Raw genomic sequence first — 20,979 nt, forward strand, 5'->3', positions numbered from 1 at the left:
ACTTCCGACGGCGCGATGGTCCCGGCTCCCGCTGACGGCCCGCTGACGTCCGGCGGGAGTCCTGTCAGTCCGCTGTCAGGCTCCTTCAGCACAGTGACGTCAGTCCGCCACGCCGACCTCTGTCCCTGGAGATTCCATGACGGCGACCTCCGCCTTCCCCTCGATCGCCGAAGCCACGATGATGCCCCGGCTGATCCGGCTCGGCCCGAACCTGTACGGCGCGGCATTCACCCTGATGAAGCTGCTCCCGGCCCATCACATCCTCAAGCAGGCCGAGGAGAGCGGCGAGCTGGGCCCCGACACCGTGATCGTCGAAACCACCTCCGGCACCTTCGGGCTCGCCCTGGCCATGCAGGCGGCCCTGATGCGCCGCGAGCTCATCCTGGTCAGCGACCCCGCCATCGACGCCAATCTGTACCGGCGCCTGACCGACCTCGGCGCCCGCGTCGAGATCTGCCACGAACCGGCCGAGGTCGGCGGGTTCCAGGAGGCCCGGCTGCGCCGGCTCGCCGAGATCCGCGCCGAACTGCCCGACTCCTTCTGCCCCGAGCAGTACAGCAACCCCGGCAACCCGGGCGCCTACCGCCTCGTAGCCGACCAGCTCACCGGAACCCTGGGCACCGTCGACGCCCTCATCGGCCCCGTCGGCTCCGGCGGCTCCATGTGCGGCACCGTACGGGCCCTGCGCGAGCACACCCCGCACACCGAGGCCATCGGCGTCGACAGCCACCACAGCGTGCTGTTCGGACAGGCCGACGGCTCCCGGGAACTGCGTGGCCTCGGCAACAGCCTGTGGCCCGCCAACCTCGACCACCGCGTCTTCGACGAGGTGCACTGGCTGACCGCCGGCGAGGCCTACGCCTCCACCCGCGCCCTGCACGCCCGTCACGCCCTCTTCCAGGGCCCCACCAGCGGCGCCGCCTACCTCGTCGCCCGCTGGTGGGCCGAGCGTCACCCCTACCGCACCGGCGTGGTGATGCTCCCCGACGAGGGCTACCGCTACCAGGCCACCGTCTACGACGACGCCTGGCTCCAGGACCACGGCCACCCGCTGCGTGAGCGGCCCGGCGCCCTGTCGGGGCCCGTCCCCACCACCGGCCCCGACACCGCCGGCGAGCGGTGGACCCGGTTCGCCTGGGACCGCCGCGCCTACGAGGAGGTCCCCGGCGCCGTGCCCCGCCCGGCCGCCGCCGTCCAGCCGGTGGGGGTGGGCGCATGACCGCCTCCACCGCCTCCACCGCGGATGCCGGAACCGGGCGGCTGACGCAGCTCCTGGGCGCCCGCACCCGGCGCGTGGTCTACGGCGAGCCCGGCCCCGAGGCCGTCCGCCGCGAGCTGGAGGCCACCAGCACCGTCGACCTCGCCCACGTCGTCATGCTCGGCGAGAGCGGGCTGCTGCCCGGCCCCGCCGCGGCCGCGCTGCTGGAGCGGGTCCGCCGGCTGCGGGAGAGCGGCTTCGCCGAACTCACCGGCCGCGAGGCCCCCCGTGGCCTCTACCTCATGTACGAGGGCTACCTCGTGGAGGAACTCGGCTCCGACATCGGCGGCAAGGTCCACACCGCCCGCTCGCGCAACGACATCAAGGCCACGGTCACCGCCATGCGGCTGCGTGGCGAACTCACAGACCTGCTCGGCGAGATCCTGCGCCTCCAGGCCGTCCTGCTCTCCCGCGCCCGCCGCCACCAGGGCGCCGTGATGCCCGTCTACACCCACTTCCAGCCCGCCATGCCGATCAGCTACGGCTACTACCTGGCCGGGATCGCCACCGCCCTGGACCGCGACATCACCGCGCTGCGGCACACCGTCGACGACCTCGACCGCTGCCCCCTGGGCGCCGGCGCCGTCGCCGGCACCGACCTGCCGATCCGCCCCGAGCGCACCGCCGCCCTGCTCGGCTTCCGCGGCGGCCCGACCCTGCACGCCACCGACGCGGTCGCCTCCCGCGACACCATGCTGCGCGGCCTGGCCGTGATCGCCTCGGCGGCCGTCACTCTCAGCCGGCTCGCCACCGACCTCCAGCTGTGGAGCACCCAGGAGTTCGGGTTCGTCGAATTCCCCGAAAGGCTCGTCGGCGGAAGCTCGGCCATGCCCCAGAAACGCAACGCGTTCCTGCTCGAACACGTCAAGGCCAAGGCGGCCTGGGCGGTCGGCGCCTGGACCGCGTCGGCGTCCGCCAGCAAATCCACGCCCTTCACCAATTCCATCGAGGTCGGCACCGAAGCCGTCGCCGTCGCCTGGCCCGCACTGGTCGCCGTACGCGAATCCGTACTCCTCGCCCAGGTCCTGGTCTCCGGCGCCAGGCCGGTCACCGACCGGATGGAACAGCGGGCCCGGGAGGGCTTCGTCACCGCCACCGTCATCGCCAACCGGCTCGTCGGCGAAGGCGTACCCTTCCGCACCGCGCACCACGTGGTGGGCGCGGCCGTCCGGGACGCCATCGCCTCCGGCGAAGGCGAACTCACCAAGATCGAAACCCCGGACGGGGTCGCCGACCTCGGCGGGGCACTGCCCACGCTGGCCGACGTCGTCGCCGACCTGGACCGCGGCGGCGGCCCCGGCGAATGCGCCGCCATCGTCACCACCCTGCGGGACCTGCTCGCCGGGCACGGCGCCTGGCTCACCACCTACCGGGAGGGTCTGCGCGACGCCGCCCTGCGCCTCGGCGCCGATGTGGAGGCCGTCATCGCACAGCACGGAACGGGAGAGACACCATGACCACGGGCGGCGCCTCGTTCACCTTCCTGGAGAGCAACACCACCGGCACCGGGCGGGACTTCTGCGCCGCCGCCCGGGCCCGGGGCCTGCGGCCCGTGCTGCTGACCCGGGACCCCTCCCGGTACCCGTACGTCGCGCGGGACGGCATCGACACGGTGCTGCTGGACACCTCCGATCCGCAGGCCGTCCTGGAGGCCGCCACCCGGCTCGCCCCGGCGGGGATCGCCTCCAGCTCCGAGTACTACGTCGCCCTCGCGGCCCGGACCGCGGCCAAGCTGGGACTGCCCGGCCCCGACGCCGACGCCGTCACCCGCTGCCGCTCCAAGGACACCCAGCGGGCCCTGCACGCCGCCGCCCAGGTGCCGGTACCGCGGTTCGCGGCCGTCTCCGACGCCGCGGAGGCGGCCGGGGCCGCCGCCCGGATCGGGTTCCCCGTCGTCGTCAAACCCGTCAGCGGCTCCGGCTCCATCGGCGTGCGGCTGTGCGCCGACGCCGAGGAGACCCGGGCCTGGACCGGGCGGCTGCTGGCCGAGGGCTCGACCACCGTGCTGGTGGAGGCGACCGTCTTCGGCCCCGAGTTCTCCGTGGAGACCTTCGACGGAGCCGTGGTGGCGGTGGTGGCCAAGCACGTCGGCCCCGAGCCGTACTTCGTGGAAACCGGCCACGACGTGCCCGCCCCCGTCCCCGCCCCCGTCGCCGACGCCCTCGCCACCACCGCCGTACGGGCCGTGGCCGCGCTGGGGCTGCACTACGGAGCCGCCCACACCGAGCTGCGCCTCGGCCCCGACGGGCCCGTGGTCATCGAGGTCAACCCCCGCCTGGCCGGGGGCATGATCCCCGTCGCCGTGCGCGCCGCGACCGGCGTGGACCTGGTGGACACCGTCATCGCGCGGGCCGCCGGACAGCCCGCCGCCGTACCCGGAACGGCTGCCGGACACGCCGCCGTCCGCTTCGTGCGGCTCCCCGCCGAGGGCCGGGTCACGGCCGTCGCGGGCCTGGCCGACGCGAGCGCCGCGCCGGGCGTGGCCGCGGCCTCCGTGACCACCGCCGTGGGCCGGGAGGTGCGGGTGACGCACTCCTTCCAGGACCGCCTGGCCGTCGTGGTCGCCGCCGGACCCGACCCCGCCACCGCGACGGCCCGCGCTTCCGCCGCCGCCGCCATGATCGACATCACCGTGGAGGAGACCCACCGATGAAAGGCGCACCCACTGCCCCCTCGCGTACGCGGCTCCCCCGCCGGCCCGCCCCGGCCGCCGCCGCCCCGGCCGGCCCGGCCCGCACCGGCACCCACCACGTCCCCGTACCCGCCGGGACGGCCGCCGATCTGCACCGGGCCGCCGCCGCCCTCGGCACGCCACTGGCCGCACTGCTCGGCGCGGCCCACGCCCGGGTGCTGGCCACCGTGGCCGCCGAGCCGGAACTGCTGACCGGCCTCACCGACGGCCGCTCGACCCGGGTGCTCCACCTCACCGTGGCCCCCTCCACCTGGGCGGAACTCGCCGCCACCACGGCCACCGCCCTGCGACGGGCCGCTCCCGCCGACGGATCGCGGCCCGAGGTGGTCCTCGGCCTGACCCCGGGCTCGGACGGGCCGCTGGGGGAGGGCGAGGCGCTGCGCGTCACCTTCACCGGCGACGGGCCGCGTCTCGGACTGCGGCTGCGCTACGACCCCCACGCGGTGGACTCCGCGTACGCGGAGAGGTTCGCCGGCCACCACCTCACCGCGCTGCGCCTCCTCGCCGACGACCCCCACGCCCCCCACGACCCCGAAGCCGCCCAGCCCGGGACTCCACAGTCCGGGACTCCACAGCCCGGCGACCCGCGGACCCCTCCAACCGAAGCACTCCCCCCCGCACCCCCACACCCAGTAGCCCCCCAGGCTCGGTCCCCCCAAGCCGCAGCCGCCCGGACCTGGGCCCCCGAGCCCCACGCCCTCCACCCCGGCCCTCCGGCCCACGCCCCCCACGACCCCCCGCCCCCGACCCCCGAGGCCGACGCTCCGCAGCCCGGCACCCACCGGGCCACGCCCCCACGGGTCGAGGTCCCGCAGCCCGCCCGGGATTGGGTCGGCGCGCCCGCCCCGGAGGCGCCCGCCCCCGTCGCGGCTGGCCCCGGACCGCGTGGTCCCGGTGAGGTCGAGCGGAGCCTGCTCGCCGTGCCCGGCATCCGCGAGGCGGCCGTCATCACCGTCAAGGACGCCGGGATCCACCGCCACCTGGTGGCCTTCTTCACCACCGACGCCGCCCACACGGTCACCGTCGAGCAGGCCCGTGCCCACCTGGCCGCCACCCTGCCCGCCCCCCTGGTCCCCAGCTACCTGCACCACCTCGGCCGACTGCCCCGCACGGGCACGGGCACACCCGACGCGAACGCCCTCGCCGAACTCGCCATCACCCTCGGCCACGGCGGCGCCGGCCACACCGGTCCCGCGACCGCCACCGAACGCCGCCTCGCCATGCTGTGGGCGGAAGTCCTCGGCGTACCGCTGGAGCGGATCGGCCGCCACGACGACTTCTTCGCCCTCGGCGCCAGCTCACTGGCCGCGGTCCGGGTGATCGTCCGTCTGGAGCGCGCCCTCACGCTGAAGGAACTCGTCGCGCACCCGGTCCTGGCCGACCTGGCCGACCTGCTGGAGCGCCGCCACCACGGCGCGCCCCGCGACACCGCTCCGCCCCTGCTGCACCCGCTGCTCCCCGTCCGGGCCGCACACCACACCCTCGTGTGCCTGCCCTACGCGGGCGGCAGCGCCCTCAACTTCCGTGCCCTGGCCGCCGAGCTGGAGGCGGCGGGAATCGCCGTACTGGCCGCCGAGCTGCCCGGCCACGATTTCGCCGCCGAGGACGAGGCCCTCCAGGACGTGACGGTGATCGCCCGCCGTGCCCGCGACGAGATCCTCGCGCAGGTCACCACACCCGTCCTGCTGTGGGGCCACAGCTCGGGCGCCGCCGCCGCCCTGGAGACCGCCCGGCTCCTTCAGGAGGCCGGCCGCCCGGCCGACCGCGTCTTCCTCGGCGCGCAGTTGCTGCCCACCCCGCACGCCCTGCGCACGGAGCTGGCCGACACCGGCACGGCCACTCGGGAGACCCTGCTGAACCGGCTGCGCGCCGACCACGCCTACGTGGAACTCGACGCGTTCGCCGAGGCACGTGCGGCGGCCGTCGCCCGTGCCTACCGGCACGATGTGAACACCGCCAACCGGCACCTGCTGCGGATCCACCAGGACCCCGCGGCCCACTGGATCGACGCCCCGGTGGAGGTGGTGGTGGCCCGCGACGACGCCTGGACGGCGGCGGCCGTACCCGGACACCTGGCGTGGCGGTCGGTCGCCGACCACGTCACGCTGCACGAACTCGAAGAGGGCGGGCACTACTTCCCCGGCACCAGGGCCGCGGAGACCGCCGCCGTGGTGAGGAGGACCACCGGATGAGCACGACCCAGACGGCCGCGCCGGTCAGCCCGGCGGCCGGCCCCGCCGGCGGCTACCGGCAGGTCGCCGCCACCGGCGTCAGCACCGCCTTCGGCACCTTCGGCGAGCTGCTCCAGGGGGTGCTCCCCGAGGAGGACGGGAACTTCCTGGTCACCCTGCCGGTGGCCCGCTGGTCCATGGCGCGCTTCGAAGTGCGCCCCGCAGACACGGAGTTGCAGGTGTGGCCGCCGCACAAGAAGAAGGCCCTGCGGCTCACCTCCATGATCCTTCAGGACGAGGGCCTGCCGGCCGGCGGCCTGCTCCGCATCGACAGCACCCTCCCGGAGGGAAAGGGCCTGGCCAGCTCCTCCGCCGACCTCGTGGCCACCGCGCGGGCCGTCGCCAACGCGCTGTCCGTCCCGATGCCCCCGCGCCGCATCGAGTCGTACCTCGCGCGCATCGAGCCGACCGACGGGGTGCTGTACTCCTCGGTGGTGGCCTTCCACCACCGCAGTGTCCGCCTGCGGGCCCGGCTCGGGTCCCTGCCGTCCATGGCGGTGGTCGGCGTCGACGAGGGCGGCGCCGTCGACACGGTCGCCTTCAACAACATCCCCAAACCGTTCACCGCCGCCGACAAGCGGGAGTACGCGCGCCTGCTGCACCGGGTCACCGACGCCGTCGCCGCCCGCGACCTGGCCGAGGTCGGCCGGGTCGCCACCGCCAGCGCCCGCATGAACCAGGTGCTGCGCCACAAGTGGTCGCTGGAGCCGATGGCCGGCATCTGCGAGGAGGTCGGCGGGCTCGGCGTGGTGGTCGGCCACAGCGGCACCACCCTGGGCATCCTCATGGACACCGACGCCCCGGACTGCCCCGCCCGCCTCGCCGCCGCCGCGCAGCTCTGCCAGGAGCTCGTGGGCAACGTGACGGTCTACCGCACCCTCAGCTTCCACTGACCGGAGCCCCGGCTCCACCCGACCCGCGCCCGGGTCCACCCCGTACCCGGGCGCGCACCGGCCCCCGGGGCGAGCGACCACGCTCGCCCCGGGGGCCTTCGTACGTCCCACGAGGGGACAGGTTCCGCTTCCGCTTCGAACCACCCCCCTGGGGTCCACCAGTCGGTGGACCCCAGGTTCAACCGGTCGAGCCTGTCGGCCGCACCCCTGCTCCGACCAGCATGTACAGCATGACGAACCCCACCGTACGCATGGCCCGATGGAGTGCCCGCAACCCCTGGCGGGCCATCACCGGCTGGCTCCTCTTCGTCGTTCTCTGCCTGGGGGCGGGAATCGCGATCGGGGCCAACCCCGCGACCAGCGAGGACTTCCGGATCGGCGAGGCCGGCCGGGCCGAGGCCATCGCCACCGAGGGCGGCCTCCAGCAGAAGCCCGTCGAGCGCGTCCTGATCCACGCCAAGCCCGGCACCGGAGAGCTGGACCGGACCCAGGCCGACGCCGCCGCCCGCGACATCGGCGAGCGGATGCGGGCCCTGCCCGAAGTCGCCGCCGTGGCCGACCCGGTGCCCGCCTCCAACGGCTCCGCCGTCCGCGTGGACGTCACCATGAAGGGCGCCGAGTTCGACGCCAAGAAGCACGTGGACGCCCTCCTCGCGCAGACCGCGGCTGTCCAGGAGGCCTACCCCGGACTGTGGGTCGAGGAGGTCGGTTCCCCCTCCATCAGCAAGGGCGTCGACGGGCTCCGCGACGACGACCTGGCCCGTACCGAGGTCATCGCCCTCCCCGTCACCCTGATCACCCTGCTGGTCGTCTTCAGCTCCATCGCCATGGCCCTCGTCCCGCTGCTGCTGGCGATCTCCTCGATCATCGCCGCCGTCGGCCTGTCGATGCTCGCCTCGCACGCCTTCCCGGACGCCGGCGTCGGCACCAACGTGATCCTGCTGATCGGCCTGGCCGTGGGCGTGGACTACACCCTCTTCTACCTCAAGCGGGAACGTGAGGAGCGGGCCCGTGCGGGCGGCCGCCTCACCCCGCAGGCCGTCGTCGAACTGGCCGCCGCCACCTCCGGCCGCGCGGTCGTCGTCTCCGGACTGGCCGTCGCCATCTCCAGCGCCACCCTGTTCCTCGCCGACGACGTGATCTTCTCCTCGATCGCCACCGGCGCCATCGTCGTCTCCCTGGTCGCCGTTCTCAGCTCGCTGACCGTGCTCCCCGCCCTGCTGGCCAAGCTCGGCGAGCGCGCCGACCGTCGCCGGGCCCGCAAGGAGGCCCGCGCCGCCGCCAAGGGCCGCACGCCGCGCGTCAGGCAGTCGAAGACCGGCACCGGCCGGATCACCGCCGCCGTGCTGCGGCCCACCACCAAGCACCCCGTCGCCACCCTGGCGGTCGCCACCCTCGCGATGGTCGCCCTCGCCCTGCCCGTACTCAACCTCAACCTCACCGAGATGGGCCGCGACACCCACTCGCGCGCCATCGGCGCCATGCAGACCTACGACCGGGCGATGGCCGCCTACCCCGAGCTCAACTCGATGCACCAGGTCCTCGTGAAGGCGGACGCCGACCGCCGCGAAGAAGTGGCCGCCGCCCTCACCGAGCTCGCCGACCGCGCCACCGCCGAGGACCCCGCGATCAGCGGCCGGCCGATCCTGCGCACCTCCCCCGACGGCCGGATCACCATGCTGGAGATGGCGGTCGCCCACCCCGTCGGCAGCGCCGAGGCCCACACGTCCCTGAGGAAGCTGCGTACGGAGCTGCTCCCCGCCACCGCCGGCAGGCTCACCGGGATCGAGAGCGCCGTCACCGGCGACGTCGCCCGCAACGCCGACTACCCCGCGCACCAGAAGCAGAAGCTCCCGCTGATCATCGGCGCCCTGCTGCTCGTCACCTTCGCGATGACCGTGTGGGCCTTCCGCTCCATCGTCCTCGGCCTGATCGGCATCGTCCTCAACCTGCTCTCCGCCCTCGCCTCGCTCGGCCTGCTGGTGCTCGTCTTCCAGAACGAATGGGCCGAGGGCATCCTCGCCTTCGAGTCCACCGGCTCCATCGGAGCCCGGGTACCGCTCTTCCTCTTCGTCATCCTCTTCGGGCTCTCGATGGACTACCAGGTCTTCGTGATCAGCCGGATCCGGGAAGCCGCCATGAACGGCACCCCGACCCGCCAGGCCGTCCTGGACGGCATCGGCAGCTCGGCCGGCGTGGTCACCAGCGCCGCCGTGGTCATGGTGACGGTCTTCGCCAGCTTCGCCGCCCTGCACCTGATCGAGATGAAGCAGATCGGCTTCAGCCTCGCGGCGGCCGTCCTCCTGGACGCCTTCGTGATCCGCATCCTGATCCTGCCCTCCCTGATGCTGCTGCTCGGCGAGTGGAACTGGTGGCCGTCGCGCGGAATGCGCCGGGTCCGCTCCGCCGCCTCAACGGAACCTCAGCTCGCAAAAGTAGGCTGACCCCATGAACGAACGGCCGCAGTTCACCGACAGGTTGACCGTGCAGAGGTTCCACAGCTGGTACACCGCGGCCTGGGTGCTCCTCGGCCTGATCCCCTCGGTCATCGGGGTGGAGAACGACTCGGGAGCACCCAAGTGGGGGGCCCTGGCCCTCCTGGCGGTCCTCGCAGCCGCCTACACCTGCGTACGGCGCTTCCCGGACAACCCCCTGCTGCGGCCGCAGGCGTACCTGGCCCTCCTCGCCCTGGGCCTCGGGGCGATGGGAGGGCTGCCGGGCGGCGGGGCGGCCCTGTTCATCGTCTCCCTCCCGCAGTTCTGGCTCTTCGCCTCCGGCGTCCGCGCCTCGATCGTCCTCAGCGGAGCCGCCGCCGCGGCCACCGCGGTCGGCAGCACCCTGCGCAGCGACGAGTCCCTCACCGGCAACGTCGTCTTCGTCTTCATCGGTTACGCCGCCTCGGTCCTGATCGGCCTGCTGATCCACCGGCTCCAGGCCGACAGCGACGCCCGGGCCGGGCTGCTGGGCGCCGAGCTGGAGAGCGCCCAGGCCCGCCTCGCCGAGGCCCACCGGCAACAGGGCGCCGTCGAGGAACGCGAGCGGCTGGCCCGCGAGATCCACGACACCCTCGCCCAGGGTTTCGCCTCCATCATCGTGCTGGCGGAAGCGGCCCGCTCGACCGTCACCTCCGACCCGAAACGCACCGCGCAGCAGCTGCTCTCCATCGAGCAGACCGCCCGCGAGAACTTCACCGAGGCCCGCGTCCTGGTCGGCTCCGCCCCGCAGAGCGGCCTGGCCCCCGGCTCGGTCGCCGTCACCCTGCGCCGCACCCTGGACCGCTTCACCCAGGACACCGGGCTCACCGTCGAGGCCGAGCTCCCGCCGGACATCGACTGCGACCAGCAGACCCGGATCGCCCTGCTGCGCTGCACGCAGGAATCACTGGCCAACGTACGCAAACACGCCGCCGCCACCACGGTGGGCGTCACCCTCACCCAGCACCCGCACGCCATCGAGCTGGAGATCACCGACGACGGACGCGGGTTCGTGGTCGAGGACTCCCGGGGCTTCGGCCTGGACGGCATGCGCAAGCGCCTCGCGGAACTCGACGGTGAGCTGAAAGTGACCAGCTCGCTCGGGGACGGCACCCGCATCCTCGCCACGATCCACACGAACGGACAGCCCTGATGACGACGACACCCGGCCCCACCCCCGCGAGCGGACCCATCCGGGTCATCGTGGTGGACGACCACTCGGTGATGCGCGCAGGGGTCCTCGCCCTCCTGGCACCGGAACCCTCCATCGCCGTCGTCGGCGAGGCCGACAACGGCCGCGAGGCCGTCGCCCTCGTCGAGGAGCTGCGCCCCGACGTGGCCCTGATCGATCTGCGGATGCCGGTCCTGGACGGGGTCGCCGCCACCACCCGTATCGTCGCCGGCCCGGCCCCGACCCGCGTCCTGATCCTCACCACCTACGACACGGACGTGGAGATCGAACGGGCCGTCGAGGCCGGCGCCATCGGCTACCTGCTCAAGGACACCACCCGCGAGCAGCTCGTGGACGCCGTCCGCTCGGCGGCCCGCGGCGAGACGGTCCTGGCTCCCCGGGTCGCCGAACGCCTGGTGGCCAAGATGCGCCAGCCGGCCCCGGTGTCGCTGACCGCCCGCGAGCTGGACGTACTGAACGCGGTGGCCGACGGGCTGTCCAACGCGGACATCGGCAGGCGCCTGGTCATCGCCGAGGCCACCGTGAAGACCCATCTGCTCCGCGTCTTCGCCAAGCTCGACGTCAGCGACCGCACCCACGCGGTGGTCGTCGCCCTGGAACGCGGCCTCCTCACCCGTCCGGACCGCGGCACCGGCTGAGGAACAGCATGAAAAAGACCCCTCTCCCAACGTTTCCGCAGGTGAGAAGGGTCTTTCGAGGTGGAGCCTAGGAGATTCGAACTCCTGACATCTGCCTTGCAAAGGCAGCGCTCTACCAACTGAGCTAAGGCCCCGGGCAACCGGACGCGACCGTCCCCGGTGGGGTGCGGTTGTTCCGCAGAACAGAGTACCCGGTGCACCCCCTCATCTCGCGCACCCCCTCATCCCACAAAAATAACAGGGACTCCCGCCCCGCGACCACGCTCCGTAAGATGCTCGCGAGGTTCGCACCAGCGAAGGGGAGTAGTAAGAGTGGACGCTGTTCAGCAAGAGGCTACGGCCAAGGCCAGAGAGCTTCAGCGCAGTTGGTACGGGGAGCCGCTCGGCGCACTGTTCCGACGGCTCATAGATGACCTCGGCCTGAACCAGGCTCGCCTCGCTGCCGTCCTCGGACTGTCGGCTCCGATGCTGTCCCAGCTGATGAGCGGCCAGCGCGCCAAGATCGGCAACCCGGCCGTGGTCCAGCGGGTCCAGGCCCTTCAGGACCTCGCCGGACAGGTCGCGGCCGGAAGCGTCAGCGCGGGGGAGGCCACCGACCGGATGGACGAGATCAAGAACACCCAGGGCGGCTCCGTCCTCAGCGGCAGCGGCCAGACCCCCACCGGTTCGGGCGCGCCCACCGTCAAGCGGGTCGTCCGCGAGATCCAGTCGCTGCTGCGCTCGGTCTCCGCGGCCGGAGACATCATCGACGCGGCGAACACGCTCGCTCCCACCCACCCGGAACTGGCAGAGTTCCTCCGGGTGTACGGCGCGGGTCGCACCGCCGAGGCGGTGGCCCACTACGAGGCCCACCAGAACTGACACGTGCGGGTGACGGGGGACGGGCACAGCGATGGGTGAGGTCTTCGCCGGTCGGTACGAACTGATCGATCCGATCGGGCGCGGTGGCGCGGGCGCCGTCTGGCGCGCCTGGGACCACCGGCGGCGCAGGTACGTCGCCGCCAAGGTCCTGCTGCAGAGCGACGCCCACACCCTGCTGCGCTTCGTGCGCGAGCAGGCGCTGCGCATCGATCACCCGCACGTGCTGGCCCCGGCCAGCTGGGCGGCGGACGACGACAAGGTCCTGTTCACCATGGACCTGGTCTCCGGCGGTTCCCTCGCCCATGTGATCGGGGACTACGGGGCCCTGCCGCCCCGTTTCGTGTGCACGCTGCTCGACCAGCTCCTGTCCGGGCTGGCGACGGTGCACGCGGAAGGCGTCGTCCACCGCGACATCAAACCGGCCAACATCCTGATGGAGGCCACCGGAACCGGACGGCCGCACCTGCGGCTGTCCGACTTCGGCATCTCCATGCGCAAGGGCGAGCCCCGGCTGACCGAGACCAACTACGTGGTGGGCACGCCCGGTTATTTCGCTCCCGAGCAACTGCTGGGCGCCGAACCCGACTTCCCCGCCGACCTCTTCGCCGTCGGGCTGGTCGCCCTCTACCTGTTGCAGGGCCGCAAGCCCGACTCCCAGGCCCTGGTGGAACACTTCCTGGCCCACGGCATCCCCGGACCGCCCGAGGGCGTCCCGGCGCCGCTGTGGGACGTCATCGCGAACCTCCTGCGACCCGACCCCCAGAGCCGGTTCCGGACGGCCACAGGGGCTCGTAAGGCCCTTGCCGAGGCGGCCCAGCTGCTGCCGCCCTCCGCGCCGGACGAGGACCCGGTGGAGGTGTTCGACCAACTGGGGCCGCTGCCTTCCGGCTTCGGCCCCCAGGGGCCGCTGAGCAGCGCCGCGGTGACTTCGCAGCCACCCACCGCGGCCCCGGTCCCGCCGGGCCCCGCCGCGGCCGCCACGGCGGGCGCGTCGCCGGGCGAGCCGACCCGTACGGACCCGCGCGGCACGCTCACCCCGACGGCTCCCGCCGTTCCGACGGCCCCGACGGCGTTCGGGCCGCCGCCCGGCTACGGGCCCTCGCAGACCGGCAGCTTCCACCTCTCGCCGCCGACCGCACCGCCCGTCCACCACCCCGTCCCGGCGGGCCGCATCGCGCCGCCCCCGGGGAAGGTCACCGCCGGAATCCTCACCGCCGCCCTGCTCTGCTTCGCGGTGGGCGTCTGGGCACTGACCCGGCTCTAAGCAGGGCGGCGGCGAGCGCCGCGCGCCAGCAGCATCCAGCCCCCGAGCACGAGCAGGAGCACCGTCCCGGTCCCGAAGCCCGCACCCGCCACGATCCGCATCGCGGAGGCGGTGTCCTGCGCCGCCACGGCCTCCGGGGCGGTGAGTCCGTCCTTGGCGGCGACCCGGTCGGCGGCTCCGACCCCGAACCCGCCCGCCGCCAGGCCCGCCTTGTACGCGGGCGCCGGGCCCGCGGTGCCCGTCACCTCCATCCGCAGCGTCAGCGGGACCGGAGCGGCGTCCTGCGTGAACTCGGAGACCTTCCCGCCCATGGTCACCACGATGTAGTACCAGCCGGCGATGCCCACGTGCTGCGCCTCCCGGTCACTGGAGAAGCGGTTCTCGTAGGCGACGGGAGGGGTCTTCTCCAGGGTCAGCCCGGCCTGCTTGCCGTCGTACGAGGCGTCCTTGTACGAGACCAGCCCCCGGTAGGGGCTGTACAGCGAGACGGTGAGCCCGTTGGAGGCGGAGCCGTACTGCTTGGTCATCCGGGCGGCGGCCAGTTCGGCGCCGAGCCCGAGCTGCTGGCCCCAGTCGAGCGGAACGCGGTAGAAGCGCGTCTGGCCCGGCCGCAGTTCGTCCCGCCAGACCCCGCTGTCCAGGGCGCGGGCGTCGTTGAAGCCGGTGCCCCCGGTACGGGGCACCGCCTCCTTGCCGGGCAGCACCGGGGAGGCCGACGGCCAGGCGCTGGGCGCGGCGGTGGGCCCGCCGGCGTCGCGGCCGGGCTCGCGCTGGACCCGCAGCTCCAGCGGCCAGGGCTTCTGGTCGGAGTCCTTGGCCGAGGTACGGGTGACCTTGGCGTAGTAGGTGCCGCCCGGCGCGCAGTCGGCGTCCTCCTTGCCCCACCGCACGCCGACGGCGCTGATCGGGACGGGGTCGTAGCCGAAGTCGGCCGTACCGGAGCTGCCCGGGCAGGTCCGCCCGGCGGTGGTCATGATCTCCACCTCGATGCCGTCGCTGTAGGAGATCTTGGCGCCCGGTTCGGGCCGCACCACGGCGGAGACGTACACGTTGGACTGGTCCTGCTCCAGGAAGAGCTGGTAGACACGCTCCTCGGGGCCGAGGGTGTCCTCGTAGACGCTTCCCGCCTGGATCAGTGGCGCGTCCGCGGTGGAGGGCTTGCCCACCACCTTCTTCGCGTCGCGCGCGGCGCTGTACGTCGGCAACGGCTGCGGCGCCGTGCCGTCCGCGTGGGCGTGCCCCGCCCCCGGCAGCCCCGCCACCAGGCCCAGAGCCGCCGCCCCCGCCCATACCGTCGTCCGTACCCGAACCATCACGCCCACCCCGAGTTTTGCTGACGCAAGCCAAATCTTTGCATAACGTAACTTTTTGTCACAGAACAGCACAAAGCCCCGGCCGCAGCGGCAGCCGGGGCTTCATGAGATCAGCCTTGGGTCTCACACACCGGAACCAGAGGGCACGGAGTCAGTTGCCTCCGTCCACAGGTCCTGCTCGGCGCGGTCCGCCTGGATCTGGCGGTACACGAGGAGCCCGCCGACGGCGGCCAGTGCGACCAGGAGCAGCTTCTTCAACACCGCGCGACCTCGTCTTTCGTTGACGTTGGGGACTTCTGGCCGCCAACAATACACACCGACCGATACCGATCGGTTACCTGGGAAGCCCCCAACAGGCCCTACGACGAAGACCCCCAGGCCTGGGGCCTGGGGGTCTTCGACACTGTGGGGCTAACAGGATTTGAACCTGTGGCCTCATCCTTATCAGGGATGCGCTCTAACCAACTGAGCTATAGCCCCATCCGCGCTGCGCGCTGACATCTGAAGATTAGCGCACGGAGGCGGCAGCTCCAAAATCGCTGGGGCCGCCGCCCCCGTATGGCCTCCTACGCACAGTCCGCGCAGGTCACCGAAGCGCTCATTCGTCCTCGGCGAGCGTGAGTTCCACGCCGCCCACGAAGCCCGCGGACAGGTTGTAAATGAACGCGCCCAGCGTCGCCAGCGCCGTCATCAGCACCACGTCGATGACCGCGATCACCGAGGTGAAGATCAGCACGCGCGGCAGCGACAGGAAGGACTGGAGGTCGAATCCGTTGCTCTCGTTCGAACCGGTCGCCTCGCTGATCGTGCCGCCGACGGTGGAGAAGATGCCCATGGCGTCCATGACCATCCACAGCACCACCGACGCGACGACCGTGCACACGCCCAGGGCGATCGACAGCAGGAAGCTGACCTTCATCACCGACCACGGGTCGGCCTTCGCCACCCGCAGCCGCGCCTTGCGCGTCCTGGGCGCCGTACGGATCCCCGTGCGGGGCCCCCGCTGCCCACTCGGGCCCGTGGGCGCCGCTTGAGCCTGCGGGGGGTTGTGCGCCTGACCGGCCCTGTCCTGACCGGCCCTGTCCTGACCGGCGGCCTGCGGCTTCGACTGCTGCTTCGGCTGCGACTGCGGCTTCGGCTGCGGTCCTCGGGTGTCCGTCACGGTTCCCCCCTGGGAGTCCGCGGCGGGGCCACGGGCACCGTTCGCTCCAGTCTTGGCCGGTCCGGCGCCCGTGGCTCCACTCACGCTTACTCCTCGTGCTCCCCAGCCGAGGGCTGCGTGCCCCCGGCGGCCTCGGCGGCCTGTCCGTCGGCTGCCTCGGTCTCGATCTCTGTCTCGATCTCGTCGACCTCGTCAGCTTCCTGACCGGCCTCGGCGTTACGAGCGATGCCGACCACGGCATCGCGCTTGCCCAGGTTGATCAGCTGGACGCCCATGGTGTCACGGCCGGTCTCCCTGACTTCGTTGACGCGCGTACGGATCACACCACCGCTGAGCGTGATGGCGAGGATCTCGTCCGTCGCGTCGACCACCAGCGCGCCCACGAGCGAACCGCGGTCCTCCACGATCTTGGCGGCCTTGATGCCCAGACCACCACGTCCCTGGACGCGGTACTCGTCCACCGGAGTCCGCTTGGCGTAACCGCCGTCGGTGGCGGTGAAGACGAAGGTACCGGGCCGCACCACGCTCATGGAAAGCAGCTCGTCACCCTCGCGGAAGCTCATGCCCTTCACACCCGAAGTGGCACGCCCCATCGGACGCAGCGCGTCGTCGGTCGCCGTGAAGCGGATCGACTGCGCCTTCTTGCTGATCAGCAGCAGGTCGTCCGCGGCGGACACCAGCTCCGCGCCGATCAGCTCGTCGTCGCTGCCGTCCTCGGTCTCCCGGAGGTTGATGGCGATGACGCCACCCGAACGGGGCGAGTCGTAGTCCTTGAGCGCCGTCTTCTTCACCAGGCCGCCCTTGGTGGCCAGGATCAGGTAGGGCGCCACGTCGTAGTCGCGCACCGCGAGGATCTGGGCGATCTTCTCGTCCGGCTGGAAGGCCAGCAGGTTCGCCACGTGCTGCCCGCGCGCGTCGCGGCCGGCGTCCGGCAGCTCGTACGCCTTGGACCGGTAGACGCGGCCCTTGTTCGTGAAGAAGAGCAGCCAGTGGTGCGTGGTGGAGACGAAGAAGTGGTCGACCAGGTCGTCCTGCTTCAGCTTCGTACCGCGCACGCCCTTGCCGCCGCGCTTCTGCGAGCGGTAGTCCTCGGTCTTGGTGCGCTTGACGTAACCGCCGTGCGTGATCGTGACGACGATGTCCTCTTCGGCGATCAGGTCCTCCATGGACATGTCGCCGTCGAAGGGCACCAGCTTGGAACGCCGGTCGTCACCGAACTTCTCGACGATCGCCGCCAGTTCCTCGCTGACGATCGTCCGCTGACGCTGCTCGGAGCCCAGGATCGCGTTGTACTCGTTGATCTTGGCCTGGAGCTCGTCGTGCTCCGCCACGATCTTCTGCCGCTCCAGAGCGGCCAGCCGGCGCAGCTGCATCTCCAGGATCGCGTTCGCCTGGATCTCGTCGATCTCGAGGAGGCCCATCAGGCCCTCGCGCGCGATGTCGACCGTGTTGCTGCGCCGGATCAGCGCGATGACCTCTTCGATCGCGTCCAGCGCCTTGAGCAGACCGCGCAGGATGTGCGCGCGCTCCTCCGCCTTGCGCAGGCGGAACTTCGTACGCCGGACGATGACCTCGATCTGGTGCGTCACCCAGTGGCGGATGAACGCGTCGATCGACAGCGTGCGCGGCACACCGTCCACCAGCGCCAGCATGTTGGCGCCGAAGTTCGTCTGGAGGTCGGTGTGCTTGTACAGGTTGTTCAGCACGACCTTGGCGACCGCGTCGCGCTTCAGGACGATGACCAGGCGCTGGCCGGTCCGCGACGAGGTCTCGTCACGGACGTCGGCGATGCCGCCGACCTTCCCGTCCTTCACCAGGTCCGCGATCTTCTGCGCCAGGTTGTCGGGGTTGGTCTGGTACGGGAGTTCCGTGACCACCAGGCACTGGCGGTTCTGGATCTCCTCGACCTCCACCACCGCGCGCATCGTGATGGAGCCGCGACCGGTGCGGTACGCCTCCTCGATGCCCTTGCGGCCCACGACCAGGGCGCCGGAGGGGAAGTCCGGGCCCTTGATCCGCTCGATGAGCGCGTCCTGGAGCTCCTCGTGCGAGGCCCCCGGGTGCTCCAGCGCCCACTGGGCACCGGCCGCGACCTCGCGGAGGTTGTGCGGCGGGATGTTCGTCGCCATGCCGACCGCGATACCGGCACTGCCGTTGACCAGCAGGTTCGGGAAGCGCGCCGGCAGGACCGTCGGCTCCTGGTTGCGGCCGTCGTAGTTGTCCGTGAAGTCGACGGTCTCCTCGTCGATGTCCCGGAGCATCTCCATGGCCAGCGGCATCAGCTTGCACTCGGTGTAGCGCATCGCGGCCGCCGGGTCATTGCCCGGGGAGCCGAAGTTGCCGTTCGAGTCCACCAGCGGCATCCGCAGCGACCACGGCTGCGCCAGGCGGACCAGGGCGTCGTAGATCGAGGAGTCGCCGTGCGGGTGGTACGTACCCATGACGTCACCGACGACACGGGCGCACTTGTAGAAGCCCTTCTCGGGCCGGTAACCGCCGTCGTACATCGCGTACAGCACACGGCGGTGTACGGGCTTGAGCCCGTCCCGTACGTCCGGGAGCGCGCGCGAGACGATGACGGACATCGCGTAGTCGAGGTAGGAGCGCTGCATCTCCGTCTCGAGCCCGACCGGCTCGACACGCATGGCAAGGCCCTCGGCCTGCGGATTCTCAGGCGTGGGGGTGATCTCGTCGGCCATTGCTGGTCGTCAGTCCTTTCGTGCGGCCATGAGAGCCGACTCAGATGTCGAGGAAGCGAACGTCCTTGGCGTTGCGCTGGATGAAGGAGCGCCGCGCCTCGACGTCCTCACCCATCAGCACCGAGAACAGGTCGTCGGCCTGCGCCGCGTCGTCCAGGGTGACCTGGCCGAGGACACGGTGATCGGTGTCCATGGTGGTGATGCGCAGTTCCTCGGCGTTCATCTCACCCAGACCCTTGAAGCGCTGGATCGAGTCCTCGCGGATCCGCTTGCCGTTCTGCTTGCCGAGCTCGACCAGCGCGTCGCGCTCGCGGTCCGAGTACGCGTACTCGAAGTCCTCGCGGCCCCACTTGATCTTGTACAGGGGCGGGCGGGACAGGTACACGTGACCGGCCTCGACCAGCGGCCGCATGAAGCGGAACAGGAAGGTCAGCAGCAGGGTGTTGATGTGCTGGCCGTCGACGTCGGCGTCCGCCATCAGGATGATCTTGTGATAGCGGAGCTTCTCGATGTTGAAGTCCTCGTGCACACCGGTACCGAAGGCGCTGATCAGCGCCTGGACCTCGGTGTTCTGGAGGATCTTGTCGATGCGCGCCTTCTCGACGTTCAGGATCTTGCCGCGGATCGGCAGGATGGCCTGGTACATCGGGTTGCGGCCGGACTTGGCCGAGCCGCCGGCCGAGTCGCCCTCGACGATGAAGATCTCGCACATCGTCGGGTCGTTCGACTGGCAGTCGGACAGCTTGCCCGGCAGCGAGGCGCTCTCCAGCAGACCCTTGCGACGGGTGAGGTCACGGGCCTTGCGGGCCGCGACGCGCGCCGTGGCCGCGTTGATCGACTTGCGGACGATGTCCGCGGCCTCGTTCGGGTTGCGGTCGAACCAGTCGTTGAGGTGCTCGTGGACGACCTTCTGCACGAAGGTCTTGGCCTCCGTGTTGCCCAGCTTGGTCTTCGTCTGGCCCTCGAACTGCGGTTCGCCCAGCTTGATCGAGATGATCGCCGTCAGACCCTCGCGGACGTCCTCGCCGGCGAGGTTGTCGTCCTTCTCGCGCAGGAACTTCTTTTCGCGCGCGTAACGGTTCACCAGACCGGTCAGGGCCGCACGGAAGCCCTCCTCGTGCGTACCGCCCTCATGCGTGTGGATCGTGTTCGCGAAGGAGTAGACCCCCTCCGTGTACTGCGAATTCCACTGCATCGCGATCTCGACCGAGAGCATGCGCTCCTTGTCCTCGGCCTCGACGTCGATGACGGTCGGGTGGATCAGCTCGCCCTTGCGCGAGTTGAGGTACGTCACGAAGTCGACGATGCCGCCCTCGTAGTGGTACTTCACCGTGCGCGCGGAGGGCTCGACCGCGTCCGCGTCCGGGTCGTCGGCGCCGACCGTGGCCTTCGCCGACTCGCGCTCGTCCGTCAGCGACAGGGTCAGGCCCTTGTTGAGGAAGGCCATCTCCTGGAAGCGCCGCGACAGCGTCTCGAAGGAGTAGTCGGTCGTCTCGAAGATGTCGGAGTCGGCCCAGAACGTCACCGTCGTACCGTGCTCGTCGGTCGGCTCGTTCTTGGCGAGGGGAGCCGTCGGGACGCCGAGCTTGTAGTCCTGCGTCCAGCGGTAGCCGTCACGCTTGACCTCGACCGCGACGCGCGTCGACAGCGCGTTCACGACGGACACACCCACGCCGTGCAGACCGCCGGAGACGGCGTAGCCGCCGCCGCCGAACTTGCCGCCCGCGTGCAGGACGGTCAGCACCACCTCGACGGCGGGCTTTCCCTCGGACGGGACGATGTCGACCGGGATACCGCGGCCGTTGTCGACGACGCGCACGCCGCCGTCCGCGAGGATCGTCACGTCGATCGTGTCGGCGTGACCGGCCATGGCCTCGTCGACGGAGTTGTCGACGACCTCTTGGACGAGGTGGTGCAGCCCGCGCTCGCCCGTGGACCCGATGTACATGCCGGGGCGCTTGCGGACGGCATCCAGGCCCTCCAGGACCTGGATGTTGCTGCCGGTGTACGAAGACTCACCGGCCTCGCCGCCGGTGGTGGACTCGTTCTTCTCGATGGGGTCGCCGGAATCGGCCACGAAGCGCCCTTTCTGGCACAGCACAGGCCGTACTCCGGGCCAGCAGGCATGCAAGCTGGAGCGGCTGCGTCAATCTGCGTTGTCAGCGTGTAGTCGGCGTTAAGTCGACGGATCCCGCATGCGCGCGGGATTGGCTCCAGTCTACCGGTACCACGGACATGAATGGGGGTTTGCCGGTACCTGAGTACGCATGTGCCGCCCTGAACCTCTACTCTCCGACTCCCC

At 71.6% G+C, this 20,979-nt stretch carries 15 protein-coding genes and 2 tRNA genes; 10 read left to right on the plus strand and 7 right to left on the minus strand.

The features are described 5' to 3' along the window. The first annotated feature begins 136 nt into the window (after positions 1 to 136). The 8 genes from ACWDYJ_RS00380 to ACWDYJ_RS00415 all read left to right on the plus strand — a co-directional run bounded on the left by ACWDYJ_RS00380 (position 137) and on the right by ACWDYJ_RS00415 (position 11,378). Entirely contained in the window at positions 137 to 1,219 is a 1,083-nt protein-coding gene (locus ACWDYJ_RS00380) for a cysteine synthase family protein (protein ID WP_451563189.1), read from the plus strand. Further along, positions 1,216 to 2,715: an argininosuccinate lyase gene (gene argH, locus ACWDYJ_RS00385; RefSeq protein ID WP_451563190.1), complete on the plus strand. Its 1,500-nt coding sequence runs from the start codon at positions 1,216 to 1,218 to the stop codon at positions 2,713 to 2,715. The genes ACWDYJ_RS00380 and argH overlap by 4 nt, the downstream gene beginning before the upstream one ends. Then, a complete protein-coding gene (locus ACWDYJ_RS00390; RefSeq protein WP_451563191.1) occupies positions 2,712 to 3,911 on the plus strand; it encodes an ATP-grasp domain-containing protein in 1,200 nt (399 codons plus the stop codon). The genes argH and ACWDYJ_RS00390 overlap by 4 nt, the downstream gene beginning before the upstream one ends. Next, complete coding sequence (locus ACWDYJ_RS00395; protein ID WP_451563192.1) at positions 3,908 to 6,142, plus strand: thioesterase domain-containing protein; 2,235 nt, start codon at positions 3,908 to 3,910, stop codon at positions 6,140 to 6,142. The genes ACWDYJ_RS00390 and ACWDYJ_RS00395 overlap by 4 nt, the downstream gene beginning before the upstream one ends. Beyond that, complete coding sequence (locus ACWDYJ_RS00400; RefSeq protein ID WP_451563193.1) at positions 6,139 to 7,074, plus strand: GHMP family kinase ATP-binding protein; 936 nt, start codon at positions 6,139 to 6,141, stop codon at positions 7,072 to 7,074. The genes ACWDYJ_RS00395 and ACWDYJ_RS00400 overlap by 4 nt, the downstream gene beginning before the upstream one ends. 230 nt (positions 7,075 to 7,304) lie before the next feature. Then, on the plus strand, positions 7,305 to 9,518 hold the full coding sequence (locus tag ACWDYJ_RS00405; RefSeq protein ID WP_451563194.1) for an MMPL family transporter: 2,214 nt from the start codon (positions 7,305 to 7,307) through the stop codon (positions 9,516 to 9,518). Between the two features lie 4 nt (positions 9,519 to 9,522). Then, positions 9,523 to 10,701, plus strand: a complete 1,179-nt coding sequence (locus tag ACWDYJ_RS00410; RefSeq protein ID WP_451563195.1) for a sensor histidine kinase — start codon at positions 9,523 to 9,525, stop codon at positions 10,699 to 10,701. Next, on the plus strand, positions 10,701 to 11,378 hold the full coding sequence (locus ACWDYJ_RS00415; RefSeq protein ID WP_451563196.1) for a response regulator: 678 nt from the start codon (positions 10,701 to 10,703) through the stop codon (positions 11,376 to 11,378). The genes ACWDYJ_RS00410 and ACWDYJ_RS00415 overlap by 1 nt, the downstream gene beginning before the upstream one ends. 61 nt (positions 11,379 to 11,439) lie before the next feature. On the opposite strand, the gene ACWDYJ_RS00420 is transcribed toward ACWDYJ_RS00415, so the two are convergent. Next, positions 11,440 to 11,512, minus strand: a tRNA-Ala gene (locus ACWDYJ_RS00420). 178 nt (positions 11,513 to 11,690) lie between these two features. On the opposite strand from ACWDYJ_RS00420, the gene ACWDYJ_RS00425 reads away from it, so the two are divergent. Together ACWDYJ_RS00425 and ACWDYJ_RS00430 are read left to right on the plus strand one after the other, a co-directional pair. After that, entirely contained in the window at positions 11,691 to 12,239 is a 549-nt protein-coding gene (locus tag ACWDYJ_RS00425) for a helix-turn-helix domain-containing protein (protein WP_451563197.1), read from the plus strand. Positions 12,240 to 12,270: 31 nt separating this feature from the next. Further along, the gene (locus ACWDYJ_RS00430) at positions 12,271 to 13,503 is read left to right on the plus strand and encodes a protein kinase domain-containing protein (RefSeq protein WP_451563198.1); all 1,233 of its coding nucleotides are present in this window, start codon (positions 12,271 to 12,273) and stop codon (positions 13,501 to 13,503) included. Here ACWDYJ_RS00430 and ACWDYJ_RS00435 read toward each other — a convergent pair. The 6 genes from ACWDYJ_RS00435 to gyrB all read right to left on the minus strand — a co-directional run bounded on the left by ACWDYJ_RS00435 (position 13,500) and on the right by gyrB (position 20,778). Then, positions 13,500 to 14,816, minus strand: coding sequence for a hypothetical protein (locus ACWDYJ_RS00435; RefSeq protein WP_451563199.1), 1,317 nt, complete (start codon positions 14,814 to 14,816; stop codon positions 13,500 to 13,502). The two genes, ACWDYJ_RS00430 and ACWDYJ_RS00435, sit on opposite strands and share 4 nt — an antisense overlap. A gap of 123 nt (positions 14,817 to 14,939) precedes the next feature. Next, entirely contained in the window at positions 14,940 to 15,074 is a 135-nt protein-coding gene (locus tag ACWDYJ_RS00440) for a DLW-39 family protein (protein ID WP_451563200.1), read from the minus strand. A 148-nt stretch (positions 15,075 to 15,222) separates the two neighbouring features. Continuing rightward, positions 15,223 to 15,296, minus strand: a tRNA-Ile gene (locus ACWDYJ_RS00445). Positions 15,297 to 15,414: 118 nt separating this feature from the next. Beyond that, positions 15,415 to 16,062 (minus strand): DUF3566 domain-containing protein, encoded by a 648-nt coding sequence (locus ACWDYJ_RS00450; protein WP_451563201.1) that lies wholly within the window; start codon positions 16,060 to 16,062, stop codon positions 15,415 to 15,417. A 2-nt stretch (positions 16,063 to 16,064) separates the two neighbouring features. After that, positions 16,065 to 18,677: a DNA gyrase subunit A gene (gyrA, locus tag ACWDYJ_RS00455; RefSeq protein ID WP_451563202.1), complete on the minus strand. Its 2,613-nt coding sequence runs from the start codon at positions 18,675 to 18,677 to the stop codon at positions 16,065 to 16,067. A 40-nt stretch (positions 18,678 to 18,717) separates the two neighbouring features. Beyond that, entirely contained in the window at positions 18,718 to 20,778 is a 2,061-nt protein-coding gene (gene gyrB / locus ACWDYJ_RS00460) for a DNA topoisomerase (ATP-hydrolyzing) subunit B (RefSeq protein WP_451563203.1), read from the minus strand. Positions 20,779 to 20,979: the final 201 nt, after the last annotated feature.

The sequence above is a fragment of the Streptomyces sp. NPDC003042 genome, assembly GCF_053591315.1.

Coding starts and splice junctions, on each gene's coding strand:
- ACWDYJ_RS00380 (WP_451563189.1), top strand. CDS start 137: ATGACGGCGACCTCCGCCTTCCCCTCGATCGCCGAAGCCACGATGATG.
- argH (WP_451563190.1), top strand. CDS start 1,216: ATGACCGCCTCCACCGCCTCCACCGCGGATGCCGGAACCGGGCGGCTG.
- ACWDYJ_RS00390 (WP_451563191.1), top strand. CDS start 2,712: ATGACCACGGGCGGCGCCTCGTTCACCTTCCTGGAGAGCAACACCACC.
- ACWDYJ_RS00395 (WP_451563192.1), top strand. CDS start 3,908: ATGAAAGGCGCACCCACTGCCCCCTCGCGTACGCGGCTCCCCCGCCGG.
- ACWDYJ_RS00400 (WP_451563193.1), top strand. CDS start 6,139: ATGAGCACGACCCAGACGGCCGCGCCGGTCAGCCCGGCGGCCGGCCCC.
- ACWDYJ_RS00405 (WP_451563194.1), top strand. CDS start 7,305: ATGACGAACCCCACCGTACGCATGGCCCGATGGAGTGCCCGCAACCCC.
- ACWDYJ_RS00410 (WP_451563195.1), top strand. CDS start 9,523: ATGAACGAACGGCCGCAGTTCACCGACAGGTTGACCGTGCAGAGGTTC.
- ACWDYJ_RS00415 (WP_451563196.1), top strand. CDS start 10,701: ATGACGACGACACCCGGCCCCACCCCCGCGAGCGGACCCATCCGGGTC.
- ACWDYJ_RS00430 (WP_451563198.1), top strand. CDS start 12,271: ATGGGTGAGGTCTTCGCCGGTCGGTACGAACTGATCGATCCGATCGGG.
- ACWDYJ_RS00435 (WP_451563199.1), bottom strand. CDS start 14,816: ATGGTTCGGGTACGGACGACGGTATGGGCGGGGGCGGCGGCTCTGGGC.
- gyrA (WP_451563202.1), bottom strand. CDS start 18,677: ATGGCCGACGAGATCACCCCCACGCCTGAGAATCCGCAGGCCGAGGGC.